The following is a 26,685-nucleotide window of genomic DNA, read 5'->3' on the forward strand; positions in this document are numbered from 1 at the left end:
ATCACGATGGCGAAGAACAAGAACCGCAAGCAGGCCGGCCAGCACGACCGCGCGTCCGCCGCGGAGCGTGGCGCGGAGGAGGCCAAGTCGACGGCGTACGAGTCGCAGACCCGGCCTCAGTCGCAGGGACAGGGCAGCCCTGCCGATGTCGCCCGTAAGCACCAGAAGCGCTTCGGCCACAACTGACGTCCCGCAGACCCCGGGCTCCATGGGGCCCGCAGCCCGAGAGGGGCGCCCCGCCGGTCGGCGGGGCGCCCCTCTCGCGGGTGCGGTGGCGGCCGTCAGCCGGCCAGGCAGGACGGGCCGAGCAGCACCTTCAGGTCGCCGAAGAGTGCGGGGTCCGGCTTGACGCGGTGCCGGTCGAGCCGGAGCACGGTGGTCTTACGAGGGCCCTGGAGCCTGATGCGCACCTCGGTGTCGCCCCGGTGGTTGCTGAGGACCTCGCCGAGCCGGCTGACCATGGGCGGGGTGACCCGGACCGTGGGGATGGTCAGGACGACGGGGGCGTTGGTCCCGGCGTTGGAGATGTCGGGGACCTGCATCTCCATCGCGACCAGGCGCGGCACGTCCTCGCGCTTGTCGAGGCGCCCCTTGACGAAGACGACGGTGTCCTCGACGAGCTGGGTGGAGACCAGCTGGTAGGTCGCGGGGAAGAACATGCATTCGATGGAGCCCGCGAGGTCCTCCACGGTCGCGATGGCCCAGGCGTTGCCCTGCTTGGTCATCTTGCGCTGGAGGCCGGAGATGATGCCGCCCACGGTGACGATCGCGCCGTCGGAGTGCTCACCTCCGGTGAGCTGCGAGATCGCCGCGTCCGACTTGTCGGACAGGACGTGCTCCAGGCCGAAGAGCGGGTGGTCGGAGACGTACAGGCCGAGCATCTCGCGCTCCTGCGCGAGCAGGTAGGACTTCTCCCACTCGATGTCGGAGAACTCCACGTCGAGCCCGAAGCCCGGCTCGCCGCTGTCCTCCTCGCCGCCGCCGAAGAGGTCGAACTGTCCCTCGGCCTCCTTGCGCTTGACCTGCACCACGTTGTCGATCATCGGCTCGTGGTGGGCGACGAGTCCCTTGCGGGTGTGTCCCATCTCGTCGAAGGCTCCGGCCTTGATGAGCGACTCGACGGTGCGCTTGTTGCAGACGACCGCCTCGACCTTGTCGAGGAAGTCGGGGAACGTGGAGTACTTCCCCTTCGCCTTGCGGCACCTGATGATCGAGTCGACCACGTTCTGGCCGACGTTGCGGATGGCGGTCAGGCCGAAGAGGATCACGTCGTCGCCCTGCGCGGCGAAGTTCGACTCGGACTCGTTGACGTTCGGCGGGAGCACCTTGATGCCCATGCGCCGGCACTCGTTGAGGTAGACCGCGGACTTGTCCTTGTCGTCCTTGACCGAGGTCAGCAGGGCCGCCATGTACTCGGCGGGGTAGTTCGCCTTGAGGTAGGCGGTCCAGTAGGTGACCAGGCCGTACGCCGAGGAGTGCGCCTTGTTGAACGCGTATCCGGCGAAGGGCACCAGGACGTCCCACAGGGCCTTGATCGCCGCGTCGGAGAAGCCGTTCTTCTTGGCGCCGGCTTCGAAGAGGACGAAGTTCTTCGCCAGCTCGTCGGCCTTCTTCTTGCCCATCACGCGGCGCAGGATGTCGGCCTCGCCGAGCGAGTACCCGGCGACGATCTGGGCGGCCTTCTGCACCTGCTCCTGGTAGACGATCAGGCCGTAGGTGAGGCCGAGGACCTCCTTGAGGGGCTCCTCGAGCTCCGGGTGGATCGGAGTGATCTCCTGCCGGGCGTTCTTGCGCTCGGCGTAGTTCGTGTGCGAGTTCATGCCCATCGGGCCCGGCCGGTAGAGGGCCGAGACGGCGGAGATGTCCTCGAAGTTGTCGGGCTGCATCTGGCGCAGCAGCGAGCGCATGGGCCCGCCGTCGAACTGGAACACCCCGAGCGTGTCACCGCGGCAGAGCAGCTCGTACGTCTTGGGGTCGTCCAGCGGGAGCGCGAGCATCTCCAGGTCGACGCCCTTGTTGGCCTTCACCATCTTGATGGCGTCGTCCATGATCGTCAGGTTGCGCAGGCCCAGGAAGTCCATCTTGAGCAGGCCGAGCGACTCGCACTGGGGGTAGTCCCACTGCGTGATGGTGACGCCGTCGGTGTGGCGCACCCAGATCGGCGCATGGTCCACGATCGGCTCGCTGGACATGATCACGCCGGCCGCGTGCACGCCCATCTGCCGGACCAGGCCCTCCACGCCCTTCGCGGTGTCGATGACCTTCTTGACGTCCGGCTCGTTCTCGTACATCCCCCGGATCTCACCCGCCTCGCTGTAGCGGGGGTGCTTCGGGTCGGTGATGCCGTTGAGGTCGATGCCCTTGCCGAGGACGTCGGCGGGCATCGCCTTGGTCAGGCGGTCGCCCATGGCGTACGGGTAGCCCAGGACGCGCGCGGAGTCCTTGATCGCGTTCTTGGCCTTGATCTTGCCGTAGGTGCCGATCATGGCGACCTTGTCGGCGCCGTACTTCTCGGTCACGTACCGGATCACCTCGACGCGCCGGCGCTCGTCGAAGTCGATGTCGACGTCGGGCATGGAGACGCGCTCGGGGTTGAGGAACCGCTCGAAGATCAGCCCGTGGGTGATCGGGTCGAGGTCGGTGATGCCCATGGCGTACGCGACGATCGAGCCGGCGGCGGAACCACGGCCGGGGCCGACCGCGATGCCGTTGTTCTTGGCCCACATGATGAAGTCGGCGACGACGAGGAAGTACCCCGGGAACCCCATCTGGATGATGATGTCCATCTCGTACTCGGCCTGCTTCTGCCGGTCCTCGGGGACGCCTCCGGGGTAGCGGCGGCCCATGCCGACCCGGACCTCCTCCTGGAACCAGGTGATCTCGGTGAAGCCCTCCGGGATGTCGAACTTCGGCATCAGGTCGCGCTTCTCGAACATGCCGGTGGTGTCGATCTGCTGCGCGACCAGGAGGGTGTTGGCGCAGCCCTCCTGCCAGGCGTCGGACGAGTCGATGGCGTACATCTCGTCCGTCGTCTTCAGGTAGTAGCCCGTGCCGTCGAAGCGGAAACGGTCGGGGTCGGAGAGGTTCTTGCCGGTCTGGATGCAGAGCAGCGCGTCGTGCGCGGTCGCCTCGTTGGCGTACGTGTAGTGCGAGTCGTTCGTCACGAGCGGCGGGATGTCCAGCTTCCGGCCGATCTCCAGGAGCCCGTCGCGGACCCGGCGCTCGATCTCGATGCCGTGGTCCATCAGCTCCAGGAAGTACCTGCCCTCGCCGAAGATGTCCTTGTAGTCGGAGGCCGCCTGGACCGCCTCGTCGAACTGCCCGAGCCGCAGGCGGGTCTGCACCTCGCCGGAGGGGCACCCGGTGGAGGCGATCAGGCCCTCGGACCACTGGGAGATGGTCTCCTTGTCCATGCGCGGCCACTTCTGCAGCCAGCCCTCGGCGTACGCGTCCGAGGAGAGCTTGAAGAGGTTGTGCAGTCCGGTCCTGTCGGCCGCCCAGATGGTCTTGTGGGTGTACCCACCGGAGCCCGACACGTCGTCCCGCTTCTGGTGCGGCTGACCCCACTGGACCTTGCGCTTGTGCTTGCGCGACTCCGGGGCGACGTACGCCTCGATCCCGATGATCGGCGTCACCCCCGCCTTCTTGGCCGAGTGGAAGAAGTCGTAGGCGCCGTGGAGGTTGCCGTGGTCGGTCATCGCGATGTGCGACATGCCCATCGTGTTCGCCGCCTCGAACATGTCCTTGAGCCGCGCGGCACCGTCCAGCAGCGAGTACTGGGTGTGGACGTGCAGGTGCGTGAAGGGCGGCTTGCTCACGGCGCTGTGCCTCCGGAAGAACTCGGGATGACGGCTCGGGTATCTCGTCTGGATCAGGCCGGGCTCGCGTGCCTGGCACCGCTCGCCGATCCGGCCCGCTCCGAACGGGAGACCGCCAGGGGGGGACAGCGTGGAAGTCTACGTCTCCGGGATGACGAACGACGGGCACTCCGGGGTACGGTCGCGCGTTGGAAGACCGGGGACGCCCGTCCCTTTTGTCATGACCGTCATGTACCAGGAGGCACCCAGCGATGTCGGACACGCAGACCGGCGCAGAGCAGCGCGGGGAGCAGATTCTCGCCGTTTTCGACACCGCGTTCGGGCAGCTCCTGGCCGCCGACCCCGCAGCCTTCCGGGTCAAGTTCCGCAAGATGGCGGGCTCGGCGTTCGCGTTCTACCGCGGCTCCGCCGGCCTGTTCTACGCCGACCTGGACCGCGAGCAGAGCAGCGGCGACTACCTGGACGAGCGTACGAGCCGGGTGTGGATCCACGGCGATCTGCACGCCGAGAACTTCGGCACCTACATGGACGCCAACGGCCGTCTCGTGTTCAACGTCAATGACTTCGACGAGGCCTATGTGGGGCCCTTCACCTGGGACCTCAAGCGCTTCGCCGCCTCCGTCGCCCTGATCGGTTACGCGAAGGCCCTGGGTGACGACCAGATCACCGAGCTCGTCCGGGTGTACGCCGACGCGTACCGGGAGCGGATCCACGCCCTGGCGACGGGCGCCAAGAACGACGAGGTGCCGCCCTTCACCCTGGACACCGCCGAGGGGCCACTGCTCGGCGCGCTGCGCGACGCCCGCGCGCTGACCCGGTTCGGCCTGCTGGACTCCATGACGGAGATCCGGGACTTCGAGCGCCGCTTCACCGCCGACGGCGGCGCGATCGACCTGGACGCGGCGACGCGCTACAAGGTGCTCGCCGCCTTCGACGGCTATCTGGAGACGCTGCCGGAGTCGAGCCTCGCACGGCCCGATTCGTACCGGGTGAAGGACGTCGTCGGCCGCCGTGGCATCGGCATCGGCTCGGCCGGCCTGCCCTCGTACAACATCCTCCTGGAGGGCAACAGCGACGCCCTGGAGAACGACGTGGTGATCTACCTCAAGCAGGCACAGACCCCGGCGGTGTCCCGGCACATCACCGACGCCGCCGTGCGCGACTACTTCCGGCACGAAGGGCACCGCACGGTGATCTCGCAGCGCGCGCTCCAGGCGCACGCCGACCCGTGGCTGGGCTGGACCGAGCTGGACGGCTCCGGTCAGCTGGTCGCCGAGGTCTCTCCGTACGCGGTCGATCTGGACTGGTCCGACATCGACGAGCCCGAGGAGATCGCCGCCGTGGTCGCCGATCTCGGCCGGGCCACCGCGACGATGCACTCGGCGGCGGACGACGAGAGCGGCCACTCGCTGGTGCCGTTCTCCACGGAGCGTGCGATCGACGCGGCCATCGCCGCCGACGAGGAGGGCTTCGCCGGGCTGCTGGTGGACTTCGCGCACAGCTACGGGGCGCGGGCCCGCGCCGACCACCAGATCTTCGTCGACCTCTTCCGCAACGGCCGCATCCCGGGCCTGTAGGCGCCCTTGGCGGGCATGTGAGGGAACGCATGGCACACTCTGCGGCGATGGACGTATCAGGGACACAGATCAGAGCGGTACGCGCGGCGCTGTTCACCGCGCTCGTCGTCACGCTCTCGTCCGCGTCCCATGTGCTGCTCTCCCGGGTCCCGCTGCCGGTCACCGCTGTCGCGCTGCTGGCCGGGGCCGTCTTCGCCGTGGCGTTCGCGCTGGCGGGCAGGGAGCGCGGTTTCGGCGCCATCGCCGGGCTGCTCGTTCCGCTGGAGCTGGCAGCCGACACGGTGTTCACCACCGGACAGCACCTCTGTTACGGAGCGGCGGGCGGCCCGATCGCGGGCCCGCTACGCTCCGTCGGCGTCGATGTGCTCTGCGGCGGTGAGACCGGGCCCGGCACGGACGGTCTCGCCGGCGTCGCCGCGGTCGGCACACCGCTGGCCGGAGTGACCGGCGAGGGTGGCCACGCCTCCGCCCTGCTGGCGTCGCCGGGGCCCGCGGTCCCGTGGCTGCTGCTGGCCGCGCACGTGACGGTCGGCCTGCTGGCCGCCGCCTGGCTGCGGCGCGGCGAGTCGGCGCTCGCGGGGCTGCTGCGCGCGGCGGCCGCCGTCGCCTTCCGTCCGCTGCTCACGGCGGTCGCCGTGGTGGGCACGGCGGAACGCCACGCACGGACCGGTTCCCCGCGCGCCGGGCGCCCGCACCCGCTCGCCCCGGCCCGCTTCCTGGTGCACTCCGTGGGACGAAGGGGTCCGCCGCGCTCGGCCTTCACCCCGGCCTGAGCACGCGGTAAAGCCCCTTTTTCGAGCCACCCCACTTCTACGGAGCACCCTCATGAGCAAGCGCAACAGCCAGGCCAACAAGTCCGCCGCCCGCGAGCGGCTGCGCGAGGAGCGCGAGCGCCAGGCCAAGAAGGACAAGGCACGCAAGCAGCTCGTCGTCGGCCTCTCGGTCGTCGGGGTTCTCGCGATCGCCGGTGCTGTCAGCTACGGCGTGATGCAGCTGAACAAGCCCTCCGCCTGGGAGGCCGCGGCGGACGCGAAGAACGTCACCGCCCCGAAGAACACCTCGGGCGACGACGGCACGACCGTGGTGATCGGCGAGTCGAGCGCGAAGAAGACCCTGGAGCTGTACGAGGACTCGCGCTGCCCGATCTGCGCCACGTTCGAGCAGGCGGTCGGCGAGACCGTGGCCAAGGACGTCGACGCCGGCAAGTACAAGATCAAGTACGTCGGCGCGACCTTCATCGACAACTCGGACAGCGGCGAGGGCTCGAAGAACGCCCTGAGCGCGCTGGGCGCGGCGCTGAACGTGAGTCCCGACGCCTTCATGGAGTACAAGGCCGCCCTGTACTCCGCGAAGTACCACCCCGAGGAGGCGAACGACAAGTTCGCCAAGGACAGCTACCTGATCGAGGTGGCGGACTCGGTGGACGCGCTGAAGGGCAACGAGGCGTTCCGGAAGGACGTCGAGGACGGCACGTACGACGCCTGGGCGATCAAGATGTCCAAGGCGTTCGACAAGAGCGGGGTACAGGGCACGCCGACCCTCAAGATGGACGGCAAGACGCTCACCGCCGAGGGCAGCGAGAACGCGCCCATGACGGCGGCCGACTTCAACGCGGCTGTCACCAAGGCGCTCAAGGGCTGACAGGAGAACCCGCGGCCCGACGGGTACCGCGGACACAACTCCGGGCGTCATCCGGCCAACAGGCGGGCGAACTTCCTTTGTTCGCCCGCCTGTTCTCTCTACCCGCCAGTAGGGTGATCGTCCGTGACCAGACGACTCCTCTCCGCCGCACCCAGCCGCCGCACGGTCGTGAAGGCGGCCGCCGCCACCGCGGTCGCCGGCACCGTGCTCACCGCCACCGGCGCCCATGCGGCCGACGGCCCCGCCTTCCTGCACGGCGTCGCCTCCGGCGACCCCCTGCCCGACGGCGTACTCCTGTGGACCCGTGTGACCCCCTCGCCCGACGCCGTGCCCGGCTCGGGCCTCGGCGCCGCCACGGGGGTGGTCTGGGAGATAGCCGAGGACCAGGCTTTCTCCCGGGTCGCCGCCCGGGGCACGGCGGTCGCACGGGCCGACGCCGACCACACCGTCAAGGCCGACGTCCGGGGGCTGCGCCCGGCGACGACGTACTGGTTCCGCTTCATGGCGGCGCCACCGGGCGGGACCGAGGGCGGGCACGGTGTCCTCTCCCCCGTCGGCCGCACCCGCACGGCGCCCGCCGCCGGGGCGGCCGTCCCCGGGATCCGCTTCGGCGTGGTGTCCTGCGCCAACTGGGAGGCCGGCTGGTTCTCCCCGTACCGCCATCTCGCGGCCCGTACCGACCTGGACGCCGTGCTGCACCTGGGCGACTACATCTACGAGTACGCGTCGGGCAGTTACCCGACCCAGGACACCGTCGTGCGCCCGCACGCCCCGCTCCACGAGATCCTCACCCTCGCGGACTACCGTCTCCGGCACGCCACGTACAAGACGGACGCCGACCTCCAGGCGATGCACGCCGCCCATCCGGTGATCGCGATCTGGGACGACCACGAGTTCGCCAACGACGCCTGGTCAGGGGGAGCCGAGAACCACACCCCCGGCACGGAGGGTGTCTGGGCCGACCGGGTGGCGGCCGCGAAGCGGGCGTACTTCGAGTGGATGCCGGTCCGCGCCTCCACCGAGGGCACCGTCTACCGGCGCCTGAGCTTCGGCGACCTCGCCGAGCTGCACCTGCTCGACCTGCGCAGCTTCCGTTCCGCGCCGGTGTCGATCGGCGACGGCGCGGTCGACGACCCGGAGCGCTCGATCACGGGGCGGGCGCAGTTGGACTGGCTGAAGTCCGGGCTGACCGCGTCGGACGCCCGCTGGAAGCTGGTCGGCACCTCGGTGATGATCTCGCCCGTCGCCTTCGGGGCGTTGCCGGCCCATCTGCTGGCCCCGCTCGCGGAGCTGCTGGGGCTGCCGTCGGAGGGGCTGGCGGTCAACGTCGACCAGTGGGACGGCTACACGGACGACCGCAAGGAGCTGATCTCCCATCTGCGGGACCACGCCGTCACCGACACGGTCTTCCTGACGGGGGACATCCACATGGCCTGGGCCAACGACGTGCCCGTGAAGGCGGCGACCTATCCGCTGTCCGCGTCGGCGGCCACGGAGTTCGTGGTGACGTCGGTCACCTCGGACAACCTGGACGACATCCTGCGGGTCGCTCCCCGGACGGTCTCGGCGGTGGCGTCGACCGCGATCAGGGCGGCCAACCGTCATGTGAAGTGGATCGACATGGACTCTCACGGCTACGGCGTCCTCGACGTGACGCCGGAGCGCTCGCAGATGGACTACTACGTGGTCTCCGACAAGACCGCGAAGGACGCGACGTCGTCGTGGGTCCGCTCGTACCGCACGCGCAGCGGCACCCAGAAGGTCGAACGGACCGACGCCCCGGTGCGCTGAGCCGTTGAGGGCCGCGCATCAGGATGCGCGGCCCTGCCGCGGGACTACAGCGTGGCGAGGAAGCCGAGGGCGACCTTCCAGGTCAGGGTGGCCGCGGCCTGGTCGAAGTCAGCCAGGTCGGGGTCGGTGTACAGGTGCCCGGCCCCCGGATAGCGGTAGATCTCGACGTCGGCCCCGGTCCGCTGCATCTGGAGGTACCAGCTGTTCAGCCAGTCCGGCGACTCGAACGCGTCGGGGTCGGCCACATGCAGCTGCACGGGCAGTTCGTCCACCGAGGCGTTCTCGGCGATGTCCGAGGTGCCGTGGAGCAGCAGCAGTCCGCGGGCCTTCGCGTCGCCGAGCGCGAGGGTCTGCGCGACCGACGCCCCGAAGGAGAAGCCCGCGTAGACGAGGCCCTGGTCGGAGTAGGGCGCGGCGGCCAGGACGGCGCGCTTGAGCAGCTCGTCCTTGCCCACCTCCTCCTTGAAGGCCATTCCGTCCTCGACGGTGTCGAAGGTGTGCCCCTCGAAGAGATCGGGCACGCGCACTTCGTGCCCGGCCGCACGCAGGCGGTCGGCAGCCGCATGCACCGCGGGCCGCAGACCGAAGGTCGAGTGGAAAAGCATGATGTTCATGAGGCCCATGGTGCCAGTTGTGCCCCGACGCTTGGAGGACGAGGGAATGGAGAACATACTGCGACCGCTGCTGGTCGTGGGCGGATCGCTGGTGATCACCCTGGCGTTGGGCTGGCTGGTCGACCTGCTGCTACGGCGCGCCGACAGCCGACACCACGACACCCCCGTCTGGGGCCTCCTCCGGCTCTGCCGCCCTCCTCTGCAGGTGGTTCTCTGCACGGCCCTGCTGAGGGCCAGCTTCGACCAGCTCCGGCTCGACGTGGTGCGGGACCACCGGGACGCCATCGGCCAGGTCCTGACCCTCGTGCTGATCGGGGCGTCGGCCTGGCTGGTGATCCGTGTCGCGGCCACCGTGGTGCAGTCCTCGTACGCCCGTTACGCGACGTCCACCCGCGATCCCGCCCGGGTCCGCCGGGTCCGGACCCAGGTCGCGCTGATCCAGCGCGTGGTCACCGCCGTGGTGGCGACCGTCGCTGTCGCGGCGATGCTGCTGACGTTCCCGGCGATGCGCACCGTCGGCACCTCGATGCTGGCCTCCGCCGGTGTGCTCGGCATCGTCGCCGGTGTCGCCGCGCAGTCGACCCTGGGAAACCTCTTCGCGGGCTTCCAGATCGCCTTCGGCGACATGGTCCGGATCGGCGACACCGTGGTGGTGGACGGCGAGTGGGGCACCGTGGAGGAGATCACCCTGACCTTCCTCGCGGTGCGGACGTGGGACGAGCGGCGGATCACCATGCCGGTGTCCTACTTCACCAGCAAGCCGTTCGAGAACTGGTCGCGCGGCGGGGTCCAGATGACCGGCACCGTCTTCTTCCAGCTCGACCACTCGGCCCCGGTCGCGGCGATGCGTGACAGGCTGCGTGACATCCTCGGCGAGTGCGCTGCCTGGGACGGGCGCGACTGGTCCCTGGCCGTGACGGACACCACCCCCACGACGATGGAAGTGAGGGCGGTGGTCACCGCGAAGGACGCGGACGACATCTGGACGGTGCGCTGTGCGGTGCGGGAGCAGATGATCGGCTGGCTCCGGGACCACCACCCCTACGCGCTGCCCCGCGTCGTGACGTCCCCCGCGGCGCTGCCGCCGGGCGACCACTGGCGGGAACTGACGGGCGCGGCCAACGGCCGGACCCCGTCCGACGGCCAGGTGCCGACGCTGGACAAGGCCCCCCGCACAGGGCGCGGCTGAGCCGCCCAGGCGCGGGCGGGCCGGTCAGAACTCCGGGGGGATGTCGACGTCGGGGACGAAGTCGGCGAAGGCCATGACGATCCCGGCCAAGGTCATCAGGATCGGCGCAGGAAGCCCAGGCGCTGCCCGAGTGACCACCGCTCCGAACCACGGTGTGCCTTCCGCAGCGCGCCGGGCCTCCCGGGGCCCGTTGATCAGCCGGTCAGGGCTCCCGGCGTGCCACGCGGGACCGGCGGACCGGCAGCACCTCCTCCGCCGTCAGAGCGCGCGGCGCATGGCCCGGTGCGGCATCCCGGCGTCCGGGAACTCGGGGCCGTACGCCGTGTAGCCGAGCCGCTCGTAGAAGCCGAGCGCGTGTGTCTGGGCGTGCAGGTCCACGGCGGCCAGGCCCAGGGCGCGGGCCTCCCCCTCCACGGCGCGGACCAGGGCTGCCCCGACCCCGAGGCCACGGGCCTCACGGGTCACGGCGAGCCGGCCGAGCGACCCGACGGTGTGGTCGCCGCCGGTCTTCCCCGCCGCGGCCTCGCCGTGCAGCAGCCGTCCCGTGCCGAGCGCGGAGCCGTCCTCGGCGACGGCGAGCACGTGCACCGCCGTGGCGTCGTGGGTGTCGTACTCGAGCTCCTCGGGCACCTGCTGCTCGCCGACGAACACGTCCTTGCGGACCTGGAAGCACGCCGCGAGGTCGCTTTCCTCGAGAGCCCTGCGGGTGTTGAACGGAGTGGACACGGGGGTCATTCGCTCTCTGCGGCGATGGTGTCCAGGGCGAGGCGCAGGTCGTCCGGGTAGCCGCTCTCGAATTCGACCCAGCCGCCGTCGGCCGGGTGCTCGAAGCCGAGCCGGACCGCGTGCAGCCACTGCCGGGTCAGGCCGAGACGCTTGGCCATCGTCGGGTCGGCGCCGTAGGTCAGGTCACCTACACAGGGGTGGCGGTGCGCGGACATGTGCACACGGATCTGGTGCGTGCGCCCGGTCTCCAGCTTGATGTCGAGCAGGCTGGCCGCACGGTAGGCCTCGATGAGGTCGTAGTGGGTCACGGAGGGCTTGCCCTCGGCGGTGACGGCCCACTTGTAGTCGTGCTGCGGGTGGCGGCCGATGGGGGCGTCGATGGTGCCGCTCATCGGGTCCGGGTGGCCCTGCACGAGGGCGTGGTACTTCTTCTCGACGACCCGGTCGCGGAACTGCGCCTTGAGCAGGGTGTAGGCCCGCTCGGACTTGGCCACGACCATCAGGCCGGAGGTGCCGACGTCCAGCCGGTGCACGATGCCCTGACGCTCGGCGGCGCCCGACGTCGAGATCCGGTAGCCGGCCGCGGCGAGGCCGCCGATGACGGTGGTGCCGTTCCAGCCGGGGCTGGGGTGGGCGGCGACGCCGACCGGCTTCATGATGACGACGATGTCGTCGTCGTCGTGGACGATCTCCATGCCCTCGACGGGCTCGGCGACGATCTGGACGGGAGCGGGTGCCTGGGGCATCTCCACTTCCAGCCAGGCACCGCCGTGCACCCGCTCGGACTTCCCGGCCACCGCGCCGTCCACCTGGACCTTCCCGGCAGCGGCCAACTCGGCGGCCTTGGTGCGGGAGAACCCGAACATCCGGGAGATGGCGGCGTCGACACGCTCGCCTTCCAGGCCGTCGGGTACGGGCAGGGTGCGGACCTCGGGATACGTACTCACCAGTCGAGTATGCCTTGCGCCCGCTAGTCCTTGTGCACGGTGCCGTCGGGGTCCAGACCCTTGAAGGAAAGGATCACGATCAGGATTCCGCCGCAGACGATCGCGGAGTCGGCGAGGTTGAAGACCGCGAAGTGCGCGGGGGCGATGAAGTCGACCACCGCTCCTTCGAAGACGCCGGGCGCGCGGAAGATGCGGTCGGTGAGGTTGCCGAGCGCTCCGCCGAGCAGCAGCCCGAGGGCGATGGCCCAGGGCAGGCTGTAGAGCTTGCGGGCCAGCCGGACGATCACGATGATCACGACGGCCGCGATGGCCGTGAAGATCACGGTGAAGGCCTCGCCGATCCCGAAGGCGGCGCCGGCGTTACGGATCGCGTCGAGCTTCAGCCACTCGCCGAAGATCTCGATCGGCTCCTCGTGCTCCAGCTTCGCGACCACGATCATCTTGCTGACCAGGTCCAGGAGGTAGGCCAGGACGGACACACCGAGGAGGACCATGATCCGCTTCCTGCCCCGGCCGCTGCCCGGCTCCTCGGTCCCTTCCGGCGTCGAGCCCTCGGCGGCCTGCTGGGGCTCTGCCCCGTCGGCCCCCTCGGCATCAGGGATATCCGGCGTACCGATGATGCGCTCCGCCTCTGCCACGTGAGTCCCTCAACCTAGGTGCCTGACTGAGGACGAGGGTACGACACACCCGGGTGGACGGGGGCCTCAGGCCCATGGACCGCCCCCGGCGCCTCGGGCCGCCAGGGGCTTTCGTCCGGATCAGGCCTGTTCCGGCCCCGTCAGGCCTGATCCGACGCGAGGCGCCCTCAGCCCCGCCGCTCCTGCTTCTGCTTGTCCTCCACACAGAGCGTGGCCCGGGGGAAGGCCTGCATCCGCGCCTTGCCGATCGGCTTGCCGCAGACCTCGCAGAGCCCGTAGGTCCCCGCGTCGAGCCTGGCGAGGGCGCGCTCGGTCTGGTCCAGGGTCTCCTGGGCGTGCGCCGCAAGCGACAGCTCGTGCTCCCTGGTGATGTTCTTCGTACCGGTGTCCGCGTCGTCGTCGCCGGCCCCGTCCCCGGAGTCGCGCATCAGGCCGGCCAGTGCCGCGCCCGACGCCTCCAGCTCGGTGCGCAGCCGCACGACCTCGCCGGTCAGCTCGGCTCGCGCCGCTTCGACCTCCTCCGGGGTCCAGGGGTCCTCCCCCGGCCTGACCGCCAGGTCACCGGGGGCCGTCGCGGCGCCGGCCCTGGCCGGTGGGACCGCTGTCGCGGCACCTTCTCCTACCGCCGTGGTCCGGGCCGCGCTCTTCTTGGCTACCACCGTGTGGGCTCCTGTCTGCTCGGCGGCCTGTGCCGCCCCCGTGGCTTTCTTCGACGCCTTCTCGGCTGCGCTCTTCTTCGCCGTGCTCTTCTTCTCGGCGGCCGTCTTCCTGGCCGCCTTCTTCGCCGGCCTCTTGACCGGCTTGTCCTGGTCCGCCTCCGGGCCGGCATCCTCGCCCGTGTTCCCGGTCTCCTCCTCGGCAGCCGCAGCCGTGGATCTCGCGGACGCCGTTCTCGATGCGGCGGTCTTCTTCGCCACCATGGCCGCGGCCCCTTCACATATTGTGATCTTGCACGCGAATCGTGCTGGGACGATAAGTCGACCCCAGCTCCACGGCAACGGGGCACGCCGCCGGTTCGCCCCTCCCCGCGGCCGGGCAGTGGCGCGCCTGCAACCGTTGTGCCCAGCTCCTTGCGCTGTAATCCGCCCCCACACGCTCTCCAGGACTCCGTCCGCCCCGACTGGCCATTCGGGTCAAGCCCCGCCCCGCGCGCAAACCGGTCGGCCGTCGGCCGCCGGGCCCGTACACTGGCCGCAGCGAGAGGCATGGATGGGACGAGTAGCGTCGTACGCAGCCAGGAGCGACCCGGGGACGGTGGGAGCCCGGGGGCGAGCGCGCCGTGAAGATCACCCGGAGCCGCCGGAAGAAAGCTTTGGACCGTGGGCCGCGCCCACGGGCGCAAGGCCACTAGACCCGGCAGCGCGACCCCAATGAGGGGGCCACGGGTGCGTGCCCGGGGCCAAGGAGGGTGGTACCGCGGGAGCTGATCCGGCTCTCGTCCCTCCGACGGAAGTGGAAGACGTCCGCCGGAGGAAGCCCGCACATGACATCGCCGCAGTACCGCCAGGTACCCGCCCAGGTCGACCTGCCCGCCCTCGAGCACGCCGTGCTCGACTTCTGGCGCGACAGCAAGGTCTTCACCAAGAGCCTCGAACAGTCCGAGGGCCGCCCCGAGTGGGTCTTCTACGAGGGCCCGCCGACCGCCAACGGCATGCCCGGGGCCCACCACATCGAGGCCCGCGTCTTCAAGGACGTCTTCCCGCGCTTCCGCACCATGCAGGGCTACCACGTCGGCCGCAAGGCCGGCTGGGACTGTCACGGCCTGCCGGTCGAGCTCGCGGTGGAGAAGGAGCTGGGCTTCAACGGCAAGAAGGACATCGAGGCCTACGGCATCGCCGAGTTCAACGCGAAGTGCCGTGAGTCCGTGACCCGCCACACCGACGCGTTCACCGAGCTCACGACCCGCATGGGCTACTGGGTCGACCTCGACGACGCCTATCGCACCATGGACCCGGAGTACGTCGACTCCGTGTGGTGGTCGCTGAAGGAGATCTTCAACAAGGACCTGCTGGTCCAGGACCACCGCGTGGCCCCCTGGTGCCCGCGCTGCGGCACCGGCCTCTCGGACCACGAGCTCGCCCAGGGTTACGAGACGGTCGTCGACCCCTCGGTCTTCGTACGCTTCCCGCTGACCAGCGGTCCGCTGGCCGGCGAGGCCGCGCTGCTCGTCTGGACGACGACCCCCTGGACCCTGGTCTCCAACACCGCCGTCGCCGCGCACCCCGACGTCACCTACGTCGTCGCGACGAACGGCGAGGAGAAGCTGGTCGTCGCCCAGCCGCTGCTGGAGAAGTCCCTCGGCGAGGGCTGGAAGCTCACCGGCGAGTCCTTCACCGGCCGTGAGATGGAGCGCTGGACGTACGAACGCCCCTTCCAGCTCGTCGAGTTCCCGAGCGAGGCGCACTACGTCGTCAACGCCGAGTACGTCACGACCGAGGACGGCACGGGTCTGGTCCACCAGTCCCCCGCCTTCGGCGCCGACGACCTCGTCGTCTGCCGTTCGTACGGCCTGCCGGTCGTCAACCCCGTCCGCCCCGACGGCACCTTCGAGGAAAACCTCCCGCTGGTCGGCGGCGTCTTCTTCAAGAAGGCCGACGAGGCGCTCACCGAGGACCTGGCCGCCCGCGGCAGGCTCTTCCGCCACGTCCCGTACGAGCACAGTTACCCGCACTGCTGGCGCTGCCACACGGCCCTGCTGTACTATGCGCAGCCGTCCTGGTACATCCGCACGACGGCGGTCAAGGACCGGCTGCTGCAGGAGAACGAGAAGACCAACTGGTTCCCGGACTCCGTCAAGAACGGTCGCTTCGGCGACTGGCTGAACAACAACGTCGACTGGGCGCTCTCCCGCAACCGTTACTGGGGCACCCCGCTGCCGATCTGGCGCTGCGAGGACAACCACCTGACGTGCGTCGGCTCCCGTGCCGAACTCTCGGAGCTGACCGGCCGCGACCAGTCCGACCTGGACCCGCACCGCCCGTTCATCGACGAGATCACGTTCACCTGCTCGCACGAGAACTGCCAGCTGGAGGCGTACCGCGTCCCGGAGGTCATCGACGCCTGGTACGACTCGGGCTCGATGCCGTTCGCACAGTGGGGCTACCCGTACAAGAACAAGGAGATCTTCGAGAGCCGCTACCCGGCGCAGTTCATCTCCGAGGCCATCGACCAGACCCGCGGCTGGTTCTACACGCTGATGGCCATCGGCACGCTCGTCTTCGACAAGTCGTCGTACGAGAACGTGGTGTGCCTCGGCCACATCCTCGCCGAGGACGGCCGGAAGATGTCCAAGCACCTGGGCAACATCCTCCAGCCCATCCCGCTCATGGACCAGCACGGCGCCGACGCGGTCCGCTGGTTCATGGCGGCGGGCGGCTCCCCGTGGGCGGCGCGCCGTGTGGGCCACGGCACGATCCAGGAGGTCGTCCGCAAGACGCTCCTCACGTACTGGAACACCGTGGCCTTCCAGGCCCTGTACGCCCGTACGTCGAACTGGGCGCCGTCCGCGGCCGACCCGGCCCCCGCCGACCGCACGGTCCTGGACCGCTGGCTGCTGAGCGAGCTCGGCACCCTGGTGGAGGAGGTCACCAAGGCCCTGGAGGGATACGACACCCAGCGCGCCGGCAAGCTGCTCTCGGCGTTCGTCGACGACCTGTCCAACTGGTACGTCCGCCGCTCCCGCCGCCGCTTCTGGCAGGGCGACAAGGCGGCTCTGCGCACCCTGCACGAGGTCGTGGAGACGGTCACCCGGCTGATGGCCCCGCTGACCCCGTTCATCACGGAGCGGGTCTGGCAGGACCTGATCGTCCCCGTCGCCCCGGACGCCCCGGAATCGGTGCACCTCTCCACCTGGCCGAAGGCGGACCCGGCGTCGATCGACCCGGCGCTGTCCTCGCAGATGGCACTGGTACGCCGCCTGGTGGAGCTCGGCCGGGCCACACGTGCCGAGTCGGGGGTCAAGACCCGGCAGCCGCTGTCGCGTGCCCTGGTCGCGGCCTCGGGCTTCGAGGCGCTCACGCCCGAACTGCGTGCCCAGATCACGGAGGAGCTGAACGTCTCCTCCCTGGCCTCGCTCTCGGAAGTCGGCGGCTCGCTGGTCGACACCACGGCGAAGGCGAACTTCCGCGCCCTGGGCAAGCGGTTCGGCAAGGGTGTCCAGGCGGTCGCCAAGGCCGTCGCGAACGCCGACGCCGCCGCGCTCGGCCTCGCGCTGCGCGAGGGCACGGCCTCCGTGGAGGTCGACGGCGAGCAGATCACCCTGGCCCCCGACGAGGTCATCATCACGGAGACCCCCCGCGAGGGCTGGTCGGTGGCGTCCGACTCGGGCGCGACGGTCGCCCTGGACCTGGAGATCACCCCGGAGCTGCGGGCGGCCGGGCTCGCGCGTGACGCGATCCGGCTGATCCAGGAGGCGCGCAAGAACAGCGGCCTGGACGTGGCGGACCGGATCGCGGTCCGCTGGACGTCGGCGTCCCCCGCGACGACCGAGGCCCTGACCGGCCACGCGACACTGATCGCGGACGAGGTCCTGGCCCTGGACTACGCGCAGGGTGAGGCGGACGACACATACGGCGCCCCGTTCGAGGACGAGGGTCTGGCCCTGACGTTCCGCCTCCGCAAGACGGAGCGGTAACCCGGATCACATCCCGACGTGCCCGGCCGGACCCGTTCCGGCCGGGCACGTCTCTTTCCCCCTCCGGCATCTCGCTTCCGTCGCCGCCGGCCCGCACTCGCCCACCCGCTTCGTTCCCGCCGGCGCACGGCACATCCCAGGCCTCTCCGGGCCCGCTTCGCGTCTCAGCCCTTCCGGCGCCCGAGGAGCGTGGGTCCGGACAGAGCCCCCGGGTATCGGAAAGGGGCGGAGACGGGAGCAGGCCGCCGCAGGCGCCGTCTCCCGGCCCCACCGCGGGGCGCCCACGCCAAAGGGCCGGGCCCCGGGGAAATCCCCGGGGCCCGGCCCTCAGCCTGCCGACGGCTACGCGCTCAGCGAGCGCGACCCGCTCAGTTGTCGTCCTCGTCGATCAGGAACCCGCGCATCGGCGACGGTGCCTGCTGCATCGGCTGCGGCGCCTGCGGCCGCACCGGCGCCATCGGCTGCGTCATCGCGGGCGACATCTGCTGCTGGCCGCCGCCGTACGACGGGCCACCGCCCATCGACTGGTTGCCGGCGCCCATCTGCTGGCTGCCGTGACCACCGTGGTTGCCACCCATGGTGTGCCCCATCGCACCCGCACCGGCCGGAGCCAGCGAAGGCGACGGCGGCAGCGAGGCGGCAGCAGGGGTCCGCGGCGGAGCCAGCGAGTCGTCGGCCTGGGTCTCCAGCTGACGCAGCTGGCTCTCCAGGTAGGACTTCAGACGGGTCCGGTACTCGCGCTCGAAGCCACGCAGGTCCTCGACCTTGCGCTCCAGCGTCGCACGGGCCGACTCCAGCGAGCCCATCGCCACGCGGTGCTTCTCCTGCGCGTCCCGCTCCAGGGCGTCCGCCTTGGCACGGGCATCACGCTCGAGGCCCTCGGCACGGCTGCGCGCCTCGCCGACGATCTTGTTGGCCTCGGAACGGGCCTCCGCGATCGCCTGGTCGGCGGTCTGCTGAGCAAGGGAGAGGACACGGGCGGCGCTGTCGCCACCGGGGCCCTGACCGGGCTGCTGCATCTGCTGCTGCTGCATTTGCTGCTGCTGCATCTGCTGCTGCGGGGCGTGACCGCCCATGGGGCCGCCCATCGGGCCACCCATGGGGCCGCCCTGCATCGGGCCGGGGCCGTGCGGGCCCTGCGGACCGGGGCCGTGGCCGCCCTGGGGGCCGTGGCCGCTGGGACCGGCAGGCAGCTGCGGAGCTCCACCGGGCAGCTGGGGGGGACCCATCTGCGGGGGCTGCTGCTGCTGTACCGGCGGACCCGATATGGCGGCTGGCACAGGGGCCCCTGGCCGGTCCTGCTGCTCCGGCGGTTTACGCATTCCCTGCTGCTGTTGCTGCTGCTGGTTCTGCGCGGCCGCACGCGTGGCGGCGGCCAGCTTGGCGCGCAGGTCCTCGTTCTCACGGAGCAGGCGGGTCAGTTCCGATTCGACCTCGTCGAGGAAGGCATCGACCTCGTCCTCGTCATAGCCTTCTCGGAGGCGGACGGTCGTGAACTGCTTGTTCCGCACGTCCTCGGGGGTCAGCGGCATCTCTTCTTCACCTCTACGTAGTCGTCGGCAGTCGGCAAGACCGTATCGTTCACACGCTGCTCGCAAGCTTGCCCACGAGGTTGAGCAGAATGTAGACGATGATCATCAGAACGAAGAAGGACAGGTCAAGTGCCACGCCCCCGAGACGCAACGGCGGTATGAACCGCCGCAGAAGCTTCAACGGTGGATCCGTGACAGTGTAAGTGCCCTCGAGGACGACCACCATCGCCTTGCCTGGCTGCCATGAACGTGCGAACTGGAAGACGTAGTCCATGACCAGCCGGAAGATCAGCACGATGAGGAAACACATCAGCGCGATATAGACCACATCCAGTGCGACGCCCATGTCCCGCGCTTCCCTCTCCCCTGGCTTTCGTTGCCCCGGCCTCCCGGCCGGATCGTCCCCGGTGTTCTCAGCTCTGGTTGAAGAACCCGCCCTCTGCGATGCGGGCCTTGTCCTCCGCCGTGACATCGACGTTAGCAGGCGACAACAGGAACACCTTCTGCGTCACACGCTCAATGCTGCCATGAAGACCGAAGACGAGTCCCGCGGCAAAGTCGACAAGTCGCTTCGCGTCCGTGTCGTCCATCTCCGTGAGATTCATGATCACCGGAGTGCCCTCACGGAAGTGTTCCCCGATGGTACGGGCCTCGTTGTAGGTCCTGGGGTGCAGCGTGGTGATCCGGTAGGGCTCACGCTCGGACACAACCTTGGGCATGATCACCGGTGCGTTCTTCTCCATGTTCGGGCGGTCAGGTGTGATGGATGCCACGGGAGCGATTCGGGCGGGTCGTCCGCTTTCCGCCGGGAGCTGAACCGGTTCCCGCGGTGCGGGAGGTTGTACCGCTCGCACCGGTTCGTCCCGTTCCCGCTCCACCGGATGCGCGGGCTGGTGCCGTCGCCGGTCCCGCTCGGGCTCCGGCTCGGGTTCGAATTCGTCGTCGGGGTCGAACCCCGGACCGTCGTATCCATCGTCCTCCACGAGGCCGAGGTAGACCGCCATCTTGCGCATCGCGCCGGCCATGCTCCGAGTCCTCCGCTCTGTGGTGGATCGGCATTCGTGTCACCAAGTGCCCGAGATCCACTCCGGCCTGCCCGCTCCGAGCGGGAATGACCATATTTTCTGCTGTGGTCCGACTTGCTTCGCGACGTTACCCGAGCCGGGGTCGGACTCCGAGTACCGCCGTACCGACGCGTACATGTGTCGCCCCGGCCGCGACCGCGTCCTCGAGATCCGCGCTCATCCCAGCAGAGACCATGTTCGCAGCCGGATGGTTTCCGCGCAGGCGCGATGAGATTTCCATCAGGCGGTCGAAAGCGGCCCGTTGCCGGCCGGCGTACGGACCGGCGAGGGGGGCCACCGTCATCAGGCCGTCGAGCCTGAGCCCTTCCGCCGCGTCGACCGAAGCGGCCAACCCCTCGACCCCGTCCGGTGCGACACCACCCCGGTCCCCGCGCTCGCCGCTCTCCGCGTCGAGAGCGACCTGGATGAGGCAGCCGAGTTCACGCTCGCCCCTGACCGCGGCCGCCGAGAGCGCGGTGACCAGTTTCACCCGGTCCACCGACTGCACCACTCCGGCATAACCGGCCACGGAGCGGACCTTGTTGGTCTGCAACTGTCCGACAAAGTGCCATGTGAGCGACAGATCCGCACAAGCCTCGGCTTTTGGTGCCGCGTCCTGGTCACGATTCTCCGCGACCTGGCGCACACCGAGCTCGTGCAGCATGCGCACATCGCTCGCCGGGTACGTCTTGGTGACCACGATCAGGGTCACTTCTTCCCGCTTGCGGCCCGCCGATGCGCAGGCGGAAGCGATACGTTGCTCCACCTGTGCCAGGTTTGCCGCGAGTTGCGTCCTGCGATCCGTCATGTCCTATCAGTCCAACCAGACATATCCGGCGAGCCGTCCTGTGGTGCGGTCGCGGCGGTACGAGAAGTGGTCACCGGATTCCAGGGTGCAGAACGGCGAGCTGTGCCGGTCGACGACGCCGAGCTCGTCGAGCTGGGCGTGGACTCCGGCCGTGACGTCCACCGCGGGTGTTCCCCAACTGGTCTCCGACCACGCCGCCGGAACGGTTTCCGCGACCTCCGCGCGCATCTGCTGCGGGACCTCGTAACACCGCCCGCAGACGGCCGGTCCGGTGCGGGCGACGATCCGGGACGGTTCGGCGCCGAGCGCGGCCATGGCCTCGACCGTGGCCGGGACGACTCCCGCGACCAGACCGGGCCGTCCCGCATGGGCGGCGGCGACGACACCGGCGACCGGATCGGCGAGCAGCACGGGAGTGCAGTCGGCGGTGAGCACCGCGAGCGGGAGTCCGCGCCGCGCCGTCACCACCGCATCGACTGCGGGGATGTCCGCGGTGTCGCCCCAGGGGCCGTCGACCACGGCCACGTCACGCCCGTGCACCTGGTTCATCCAGACCACCCGGTCAGGGTCGAGACCGAGGGAGCGGGCGGCACGCGCACGGTTCGTGCGGACGGCGGCGGGGTCGTCGCCGACCGCACCGCCGAGGTTGAGCTCCTCGTACGGAACGGCGCTCACTCCGCCCCACCTGTCGGTGAAGGCGAAATGGGCGCCGCCCGGCGAGGACTCCGCGGCTTTCACCGCGTGCTGCGGACCTATCACTTCAAGAAGTCCGGTACGTCCAGCTCTTCGGCCTGGGTGTCCTGGTAGGGCCGGGCCGTCGGGACGTGCGGCGGGGAAACCGGCGGCAGCGAGCTCTCGCTCGCCACCGGCGCCGGCTCGGCCGGCTTCTGGGACTCCTCGCGCGGAGACACGGAGCCCAGTCCACCGGTCTGGCGAGCCGGTTCGGCGGCCCGGGCCGGCGGAGCCGGCTCCTCGCGCTTGCCGGCGGTCGACCCGAGGACGTTCTCCCGGCGGGCCGGCGGCTGTCCGCCGTCGAAGCCCGCGGCGATGACGGTGACCCGTACCTCGTCCCCCAGCGCGTCGTCGATGACCGCGCCGAAGATGATGTTCGCCTCCGGGTGGGCCGCCTCACTCACCAGCTGGGCGGCCTCGTTGATCTCGAAGAGACCGAGGTCGCTGCCGCCGGAGATGGAGAGCAGGACACCGCGGGCGCCGTCGATGGACGCCTCCAGGAGCGGCGAGGAGATCGCCATCTCCGCTGCGGCCACCGCGCGGTCGTCGCCGCGGGCGGAGCCGATCCCCATGAGCGCCGATCCGGCCTCGGACATGACCGACTTGACGTCGGCGAAGTCGAGGTTGATCAGACCCGGGGTGGTGATGAGGTCGGTGATGCCCTGGACACCCGAGAGCAGCACCTGGTCGGCCGACTTGAACGCGTCGAGCACGCTCACCTGGCGGTCCGAGATGGACAGCAGCCGGTCGTTGGGGATGACGATGAGGGTGTCGACCTCTTCGCGGAGCTCGGCGATGCCGTCCTCCGCCTGGTTCGCCCGTCGCCGGCCCTCGAAGGTGAACGGGCGGGTGACCACACCGATCGTCAGGGCGCCCAGCGAGCGCGCGATGTTGGCGACGACGGGTGCGCCGCCGGTGCCGGTGCCGCCGCCCTCTCCGGCGGTGACGAAGACCATGTCGGCCCCCTTGAGGACCTCCTCGATCTCCTCACGGTGGTCCTCTGCCGCCTTACGACCGACGGCCGGGTTCGCCCCGGCGCCGAGGCCACGGGTGAGTTCACGGCCGACGTCGAGCTTGACGTCGGCGTCGCTCATCAACAGTGCCTGCGCATCGGTGTTGATCGCGATGAACTCGACGCCCTTGAGGCCGACCTCGATCATTCGGTTGATGGCATTGACACCACCGCCGCCGACACCGATGACCTTGATGACTGCGAGGTAGTTCTGCGGTGCTGCCACGTCGAAGGCCTCTCGCCTCGAGTTACGTGTCGTCGCTTCGCGGTAGTCCCGCCGCGACGACGGATGCCGATTGGGTCGGTCCGGACGCCGACCCAAACCCTAACGTTCAAGTTCAGGGTTACCAGTGTGTCTGCTTCTTGGACTCTTCCGAACAGGACACTAAGTCGACAAGTGGCGCACGTTCAACGAACACGCCGAACCTCCCGTTTTTCTTTTCACCCTATGTGATCACCCGTAGCGCTGACCAACCAGGGGGCTGGCCAGGTCAAACGGGCGTCAACTCTTGGAAACCGCTGGGGCGGTGGGAGCACTTACGTCGAAGTGTCCCGCTTCGGGAGACGCTTTCATGAGAGCGGTGAGCACCCGCGCCTTCACGGGCCCTTCCTCACTGCTTCCCCACATCACGGTGCGGCCCCGGGTCAGTTCGAGGACGGCGGAATCGTACGAAGTGACCCGTACGGTCCCGGTCTCCGCGGCGACCTTCGCCGGGACGTCTCCCGCCACCCGCACCGCTTCCCGCAGCAGGCGGTCACCGCCGAAGCGGCGCAGGCTCGCGGACTGATCGGGCGTCAGCTTCAGGAGCGGCACGTGCGGGGGCGCCTTGTCCACAGTCGCGAAGCGGACGCCCTTCGCATCCACCTCGATGAACTTCTCGCCCTTCTCGACCAGCAGAACCGGTTTTCGTTCGGTCACTTCGAGCCTGACCCCGTGCGGCCATGACCGTACGACATCCACGGAGTCGATACGAGGCAGCTTCCGGCGCAGGCGGTCCGCGATCGCACCGGTGTCCACGGACATCAACGGAGAGCCGACCGGCGCCGCGGCCGCCGCGCCCACCTCACTCCGGGTCAGGACGTCGGTGCCGGTGACCGTCACCTGTTCCAGCCTCAGCCAGGATGAGCCGTAGAGCACCCAGACGGTCGCCGCGGCGGTCACGACGAGGCCGGCCGCGGCCAGGATCAACCGCGTACGGCCGGCCAGCCGTCGTCGCCCCTCGGGGCTGATGTGGGGCGGGCGGGCCGGGGTGTCGGCCCGCTCGGCCTCGCCGCGCTGGGCGGTCGTCGGTCCGGCCACGCTCGCTCCTTCGCCGGACCCGGGGCGCGCGCCCCGGGTCCGCCTCGCCTCACGCCTGGCGGCGTGCGGCAATCGCCTCGTACACCATGCCGACGAGCAGGTCGTCGGCGTCCCGTCGCCCGAACTCCGCGGCGGCACGGGACATCTCGTACAGCCGGTGCGGATCCGAGAGCACCGGGAGGACGTTGCCCTGCACCCATTCCGGGGTGAGCGCCGCGTCGTCCACCAGCAGGCCGCCGCCGGCGTTGACCACCGGCTGGGCGTTGAGCCGCTGTTCGCCGTTGCCGATCGGCAACGGGACGTAGGCGGCGGGCAGCCCGACGGCGGAGAGTTCGGCGACGGTCATCGCGCCCGCGCGGCAGAGCATCATGTCGGCCGCGGCGTACGCGAGATCCATCCGGTCCACGTACGGTACCGGGATGTAGGGCGGCATCCCGGGCATGTTGTCGATACGCGGCAATTCGTTCTTCGGGCCGACCACGTGCAGGATCTGGATCCCGGACCGCTGGAGCAGCGGTGCGATCCGTGTGACCACCTCGTTGAGGTGACGGGCGCCCTGCGAGCCGCCGGAGACGAGCAGCGTCGGCAGGTTGGGGTCGAGACCGAAGGCGGCGCGCGCCTCGGGGCGGACCCGGGCCCGGTCGAGGGTGGCGATGGTGCGGCGCAGCGGGATGCCGATGTAGCGGGCACCGCGCAGCTTGCTGTCCGGGGTGGAGACGGCGACGCCGTGGGCGTACCGCGAACCGATCTTGTTGGCCAGGCCCGGCCTCGCGTTGGCCTCATGGACGACGATCGGTACCCCGGCGCGCTTGGCCGCGAGGTAGCCGGGCAGGGCCACGTAGCCGCCGAAGCCGACCACACAGTCCGCCTTGGTGCGCTCCAGGATCTGCTCGGCGGCCTTGATGGTGCCGCGCAGCCGCCCCGGGACGGTGATCAGCTCGGGTGTGGGCTTGCGCGGCAGCGGTACGGCGGGGATCAGTGCCAGTTCGTACCCCCGCTCGGGTACGAGCCTGGTCTCGAGTCCGCGTTCCGTGCCGAGGGCAGTGATGCCCACGGCCGGGTCCTGCCTGCGCAGGGCGTCTGCGAGGGCAAGCGCGGGCTCGATGTGCCCGGCGGTCCCCCCGCCGGCGAGTACGACATGCACCGAAATTCACCGCTCTCCGGACGGACGCTTCATGACGCGCCGTCTCATCGTCTTCCATCTGACCCCGGGCCTCCGCATGGCCAGGGCCGCTCTCGCCGCAGGGTCCTCTCGCGCGAAGGCGATCATGAGCCCGACAGCGAACATGGTCGGCAGCAGGGCCGAGCCCCCGTAGGAGAACAACGGGAGCGGGACACCGGCGATCGGCAACAGGCCGAGCACCGCACCGATGTTGATCACGGCCTGCGCCGTGATCCAGGTGGTCACGCCTCCCGCTGCGTACCTCACGAAGGGGTCCTCCGTGCGTCCGGCCACGCGGATACCCGCATAGCCTAGAGCCGCGAAGAGGGCCAGCACCGACAGCGTCCCCGCCAGGCCCAGTTCCTCCCCGGTGATGGCGAAGATGAAGTCAGTGTGCGGCTCCGGGAGTTGACCCCATTTTTCCACACTCGCACCGAGCCCGGAACCGAACCATCCGCCGGACGCCAGGGCGTAGATTCCGTGCACCGCCTGCCAGCAGGAGTCCCCCGGGCCGGGCTCGGACGCGCCGATGCAGCCGAGCCGGGACATCCGGTTGGGGCTGGTCTTGATGAGGAGGAATCCGATGAGACCGGCGAAGGCGAGTACACCGGCGAAGAGCCTGGTCGGGGCACCGGCCAGCCAGAGCAGGCCGAAGAGGATCGCGGTGAGAATGATCGCAGTACCCATGTCACCGCCGAGCATGATCAGCCCCAGCAGCATGAAGGCGACCGGGACGAGCGGGACGAGCATGTGCTTCCACTGGGCGAGCAGCCGCTTGTCCTGTTTGCGGGCGAGCAGGTCGGCGCCCCAGAGGACGAGCGCGAGCTTGCCGAACTCACTGGGCTGGAGCTGGAAGGGGCCGCCGAGATAGATCCAGTTCTGATTGCCGTTGACCGACATCCCTATCCCCGGCACCTGGACCAGGACCATCAGGAAGACCGTGCCCGTGAGCAGCGGGTAGGCCAGCGCCCGGTGGAGTTTGACGGACATCCTGGAAGCCAGGAGCATCAGTCCGGCCCCGATCACGGCGGCCAGGAACTGCTTGCGGAAGAAGTACGTGCTGGGCCGTGCCAGTTCCAGCGCCTTGATCATCGAGGCGGAGTAGACCATGACGAGGCCGAGAACCGTGATCAGCAGACCGGCGCCGAGGATCAGGTAGTACGCGGTCAGCGGGCGGTCCCAGGCCCGTCGCGCCCGCTCGTACGCCCGCCGCACCCCGGAGCCCCGGCGACCCCGGGGTGTTCCCGACGTACGGGGTCCGCCACGCGGCGCGGGGGGCCGCCGGGAGCCCGTGGCGGGCCGGCTCCGCAGCGCGAGCCCCGCGAAGGGACCGCGACCGGCGGGCGACGGACCGATGGGCAGGGGCGGGGTGAGCGCCCGGCGGATCGCGGCGGCCGCCCGTGTGCGGTCGGCTCCGCGCGCGGTCGGGCTCTCGTCGGCCGGCATTGTCGCTGTCCCCTCCACTGCTCGTGCCCGGGGCTGCCGCCGGAGCCCGGTGGCC

The 26,685-nt window shown here is 70.0% G+C and carries 22 protein-coding genes; 7 read left to right on the plus strand and 15 right to left on the minus strand.

Annotated features, from left to right (window positions below; all coding sequences use genetic code 11):
- Positions 1 to 6: 6 nt before the first annotated feature.
- Positions 7 to 186, plus strand: a complete 180-nt coding sequence (locus ACFYSH_RS21110; RefSeq protein WP_359466354.1) for a hypothetical protein — start codon at positions 7 to 9, stop codon at positions 184 to 186.
- 95 nt (positions 187 to 281) lie between these two features.
- Here ACFYSH_RS21110 and dnaE read toward each other — a convergent pair whose 3' ends face one another.
- A complete protein-coding gene (dnaE, locus tag ACFYSH_RS21115; protein ID WP_359466356.1) occupies positions 282 to 3,818 on the minus strand; it encodes a DNA polymerase III subunit alpha in 3,537 nt (1,178 codons plus the stop codon).
- Positions 3,819 to 4,069: 251 nt separating this feature from the next.
- Between dnaE and ACFYSH_RS21120 the strand changes: the two genes are divergently transcribed.
- The 4 genes from ACFYSH_RS21120 (at position 4,070) to ACFYSH_RS21135 (ending at position 8,827) form a co-directional block, all read left to right on the plus strand.
- A complete protein-coding gene (locus ACFYSH_RS21120) occupies positions 4,070 to 5,395 on the plus strand; it encodes a DUF2252 domain-containing protein (RefSeq protein ID WP_359466358.1) in 1,326 nt (441 codons plus the stop codon).
- 47 nt (positions 5,396 to 5,442) lie between these two features.
- A complete protein-coding gene (locus ACFYSH_RS21125) occupies positions 5,443 to 6,168 on the plus strand; it encodes a hypothetical protein (protein ID WP_359466469.1) in 726 nt (241 codons plus the stop codon).
- Positions 6,169 to 6,220: 52 nt separating this feature from the next.
- Entirely contained in the window at positions 6,221 to 7,036 is an 816-nt protein-coding gene (locus ACFYSH_RS21130; protein ID WP_359466360.1) for a thioredoxin domain-containing protein, read from the plus strand.
- A gap of 123 nt (positions 7,037 to 7,159) precedes the next feature.
- On the plus strand, positions 7,160 to 8,827 hold the full coding sequence (locus tag ACFYSH_RS21135; RefSeq protein ID WP_359466362.1) for an alkaline phosphatase D family protein: 1,668 nt from the start codon (positions 7,160 to 7,162) through the stop codon (positions 8,825 to 8,827).
- 44 nt (positions 8,828 to 8,871) lie between these two features.
- On the opposite strand, the gene ACFYSH_RS21140 is transcribed toward ACFYSH_RS21135, so the two are convergent.
- Positions 8,872 to 9,450, minus strand: coding sequence for a dienelactone hydrolase family protein (locus ACFYSH_RS21140; RefSeq protein WP_359466364.1), 579 nt, complete (start codon positions 9,448 to 9,450; stop codon positions 8,872 to 8,874).
- 37 nt (positions 9,451 to 9,487) lie between these two features.
- On the opposite strand from ACFYSH_RS21140, the gene ACFYSH_RS21145 reads away from it, so the two are divergent.
- Positions 9,488 to 10,630, plus strand: coding sequence for a mechanosensitive ion channel domain-containing protein (locus ACFYSH_RS21145; protein WP_359466366.1), 1,143 nt, complete (start codon positions 9,488 to 9,490; stop codon positions 10,628 to 10,630).
- A gap of 258 nt (positions 10,631 to 10,888) precedes the next feature.
- Here the strand turns inward: ACFYSH_RS21145 and ACFYSH_RS21150 are convergent, their stop codons facing one another.
- The 4 genes from ACFYSH_RS21150 to ACFYSH_RS21165 form a co-directional block, all read right to left on the minus strand.
- Complete coding sequence (locus ACFYSH_RS21150; RefSeq protein WP_359466368.1) at positions 10,889 to 11,365, minus strand: GNAT family N-acetyltransferase; 477 nt, start codon at positions 11,363 to 11,365, stop codon at positions 10,889 to 10,891.
- Positions 11,362 to 12,303, minus strand: a complete 942-nt coding sequence (locus tag ACFYSH_RS21155) for an RluA family pseudouridine synthase (RefSeq protein WP_359466370.1) — start codon at positions 12,301 to 12,303, stop codon at positions 11,362 to 11,364. Before ACFYSH_RS21155 ends, ACFYSH_RS21150 begins: the two co-directional genes overlap by 4 nt.
- A gap of 23 nt (positions 12,304 to 12,326) precedes the next feature.
- Positions 12,327 to 12,941, minus strand: coding sequence for a signal peptidase II (lspA, locus tag ACFYSH_RS21160; RefSeq protein WP_359466371.1), 615 nt, complete (start codon positions 12,939 to 12,941; stop codon positions 12,327 to 12,329).
- 167 nt (positions 12,942 to 13,108) lie between these two features.
- Positions 13,109 to 13,861, minus strand: a complete 753-nt coding sequence (locus ACFYSH_RS21165) for a TraR/DksA C4-type zinc finger protein (protein WP_359466373.1) — start codon at positions 13,859 to 13,861, stop codon at positions 13,109 to 13,111.
- Between the two features lie 563 nt (positions 13,862 to 14,424).
- Here ACFYSH_RS21165 and ileS point away from each other — a divergent pair.
- Positions 14,425 to 17,574, plus strand: a complete 3,150-nt coding sequence (gene ileS, locus ACFYSH_RS21170; protein WP_359466375.1) for an isoleucine--tRNA ligase — start codon at positions 14,425 to 14,427, stop codon at positions 17,572 to 17,574.
- A 368-nt stretch (positions 17,575 to 17,942) separates the two neighbouring features.
- Here ileS and ACFYSH_RS21175 read toward each other — a convergent pair whose 3' ends face one another.
- The 9 genes from ACFYSH_RS21175 to ftsW all read right to left on the minus strand — a co-directional run bounded on the left by ACFYSH_RS21175 (position 17,943) and on the right by ftsW (position 26,630).
- Positions 17,943 to 19,106, minus strand: a complete 1,164-nt coding sequence (locus ACFYSH_RS21175) for a DivIVA domain-containing protein (RefSeq protein WP_359466376.1) — start codon at positions 19,104 to 19,106, stop codon at positions 17,943 to 17,945.
- Positions 19,107 to 19,155: 49 nt separating this feature from the next.
- Positions 19,156 to 19,452: a YggT family protein gene (locus tag ACFYSH_RS21180; protein WP_031098947.1), complete on the minus strand. Its 297-nt coding sequence runs from the start codon at positions 19,450 to 19,452 to the stop codon at positions 19,156 to 19,158.
- A gap of 67 nt (positions 19,453 to 19,519) precedes the next feature.
- Positions 19,520 to 20,131 (minus strand): cell division protein SepF, encoded by a 612-nt coding sequence (locus ACFYSH_RS21185; protein WP_033303289.1) that lies wholly within the window; start codon positions 20,129 to 20,131, stop codon positions 19,520 to 19,522.
- 127 nt (positions 20,132 to 20,258) lie between these two features.
- Positions 20,259 to 20,978: a YggS family pyridoxal phosphate-dependent enzyme gene (locus ACFYSH_RS21190; protein ID WP_359466379.1), complete on the minus strand. Its 720-nt coding sequence runs from the start codon at positions 20,976 to 20,978 to the stop codon at positions 20,259 to 20,261.
- Positions 20,979 to 20,984: 6 nt separating this feature from the next.
- Entirely contained in the window at positions 20,985 to 21,716 is a 732-nt protein-coding gene (gene pgeF / locus ACFYSH_RS21195; protein WP_359466380.1) for a peptidoglycan editing factor PgeF, read from the minus strand.
- Between the two features lie 17 nt (positions 21,717 to 21,733).
- Positions 21,734 to 22,948, minus strand: coding sequence for a cell division protein FtsZ (gene ftsZ, locus ACFYSH_RS21200; RefSeq protein ID WP_359466382.1), 1,215 nt, complete (start codon positions 22,946 to 22,948; stop codon positions 21,734 to 21,736).
- A gap of 276 nt (positions 22,949 to 23,224) precedes the next feature.
- Entirely contained in the window at positions 23,225 to 24,022 is a 798-nt protein-coding gene (locus tag ACFYSH_RS21205) for an FtsQ-type POTRA domain-containing protein (protein ID WP_359466384.1), read from the minus strand.
- Between the two features lie 49 nt (positions 24,023 to 24,071).
- Positions 24,072 to 25,166: an undecaprenyldiphospho-muramoylpentapeptide beta-N-acetylglucosaminyltransferase gene (murG, locus tag ACFYSH_RS21210; protein WP_359466385.1), complete on the minus strand. Its 1,095-nt coding sequence runs from the start codon at positions 25,164 to 25,166 to the stop codon at positions 24,072 to 24,074.
- 6 nt (positions 25,167 to 25,172) lie between these two features.
- Complete coding sequence (gene ftsW / locus ACFYSH_RS21215; RefSeq protein WP_359466386.1) at positions 25,173 to 26,630, minus strand: putative lipid II flippase FtsW; 1,458 nt, start codon at positions 26,628 to 26,630, stop codon at positions 25,173 to 25,175.
- Between the last annotated feature and the right edge of the window lie 55 nt (positions 26,631 to 26,685).

This window comes from Streptomyces sp. NPDC005791, from assembly GCF_042871485.1.
Taxonomy (GTDB): domain Bacteria; phylum Actinomycetota; class Actinomycetes; order Streptomycetales; family Streptomycetaceae; genus Streptomyces.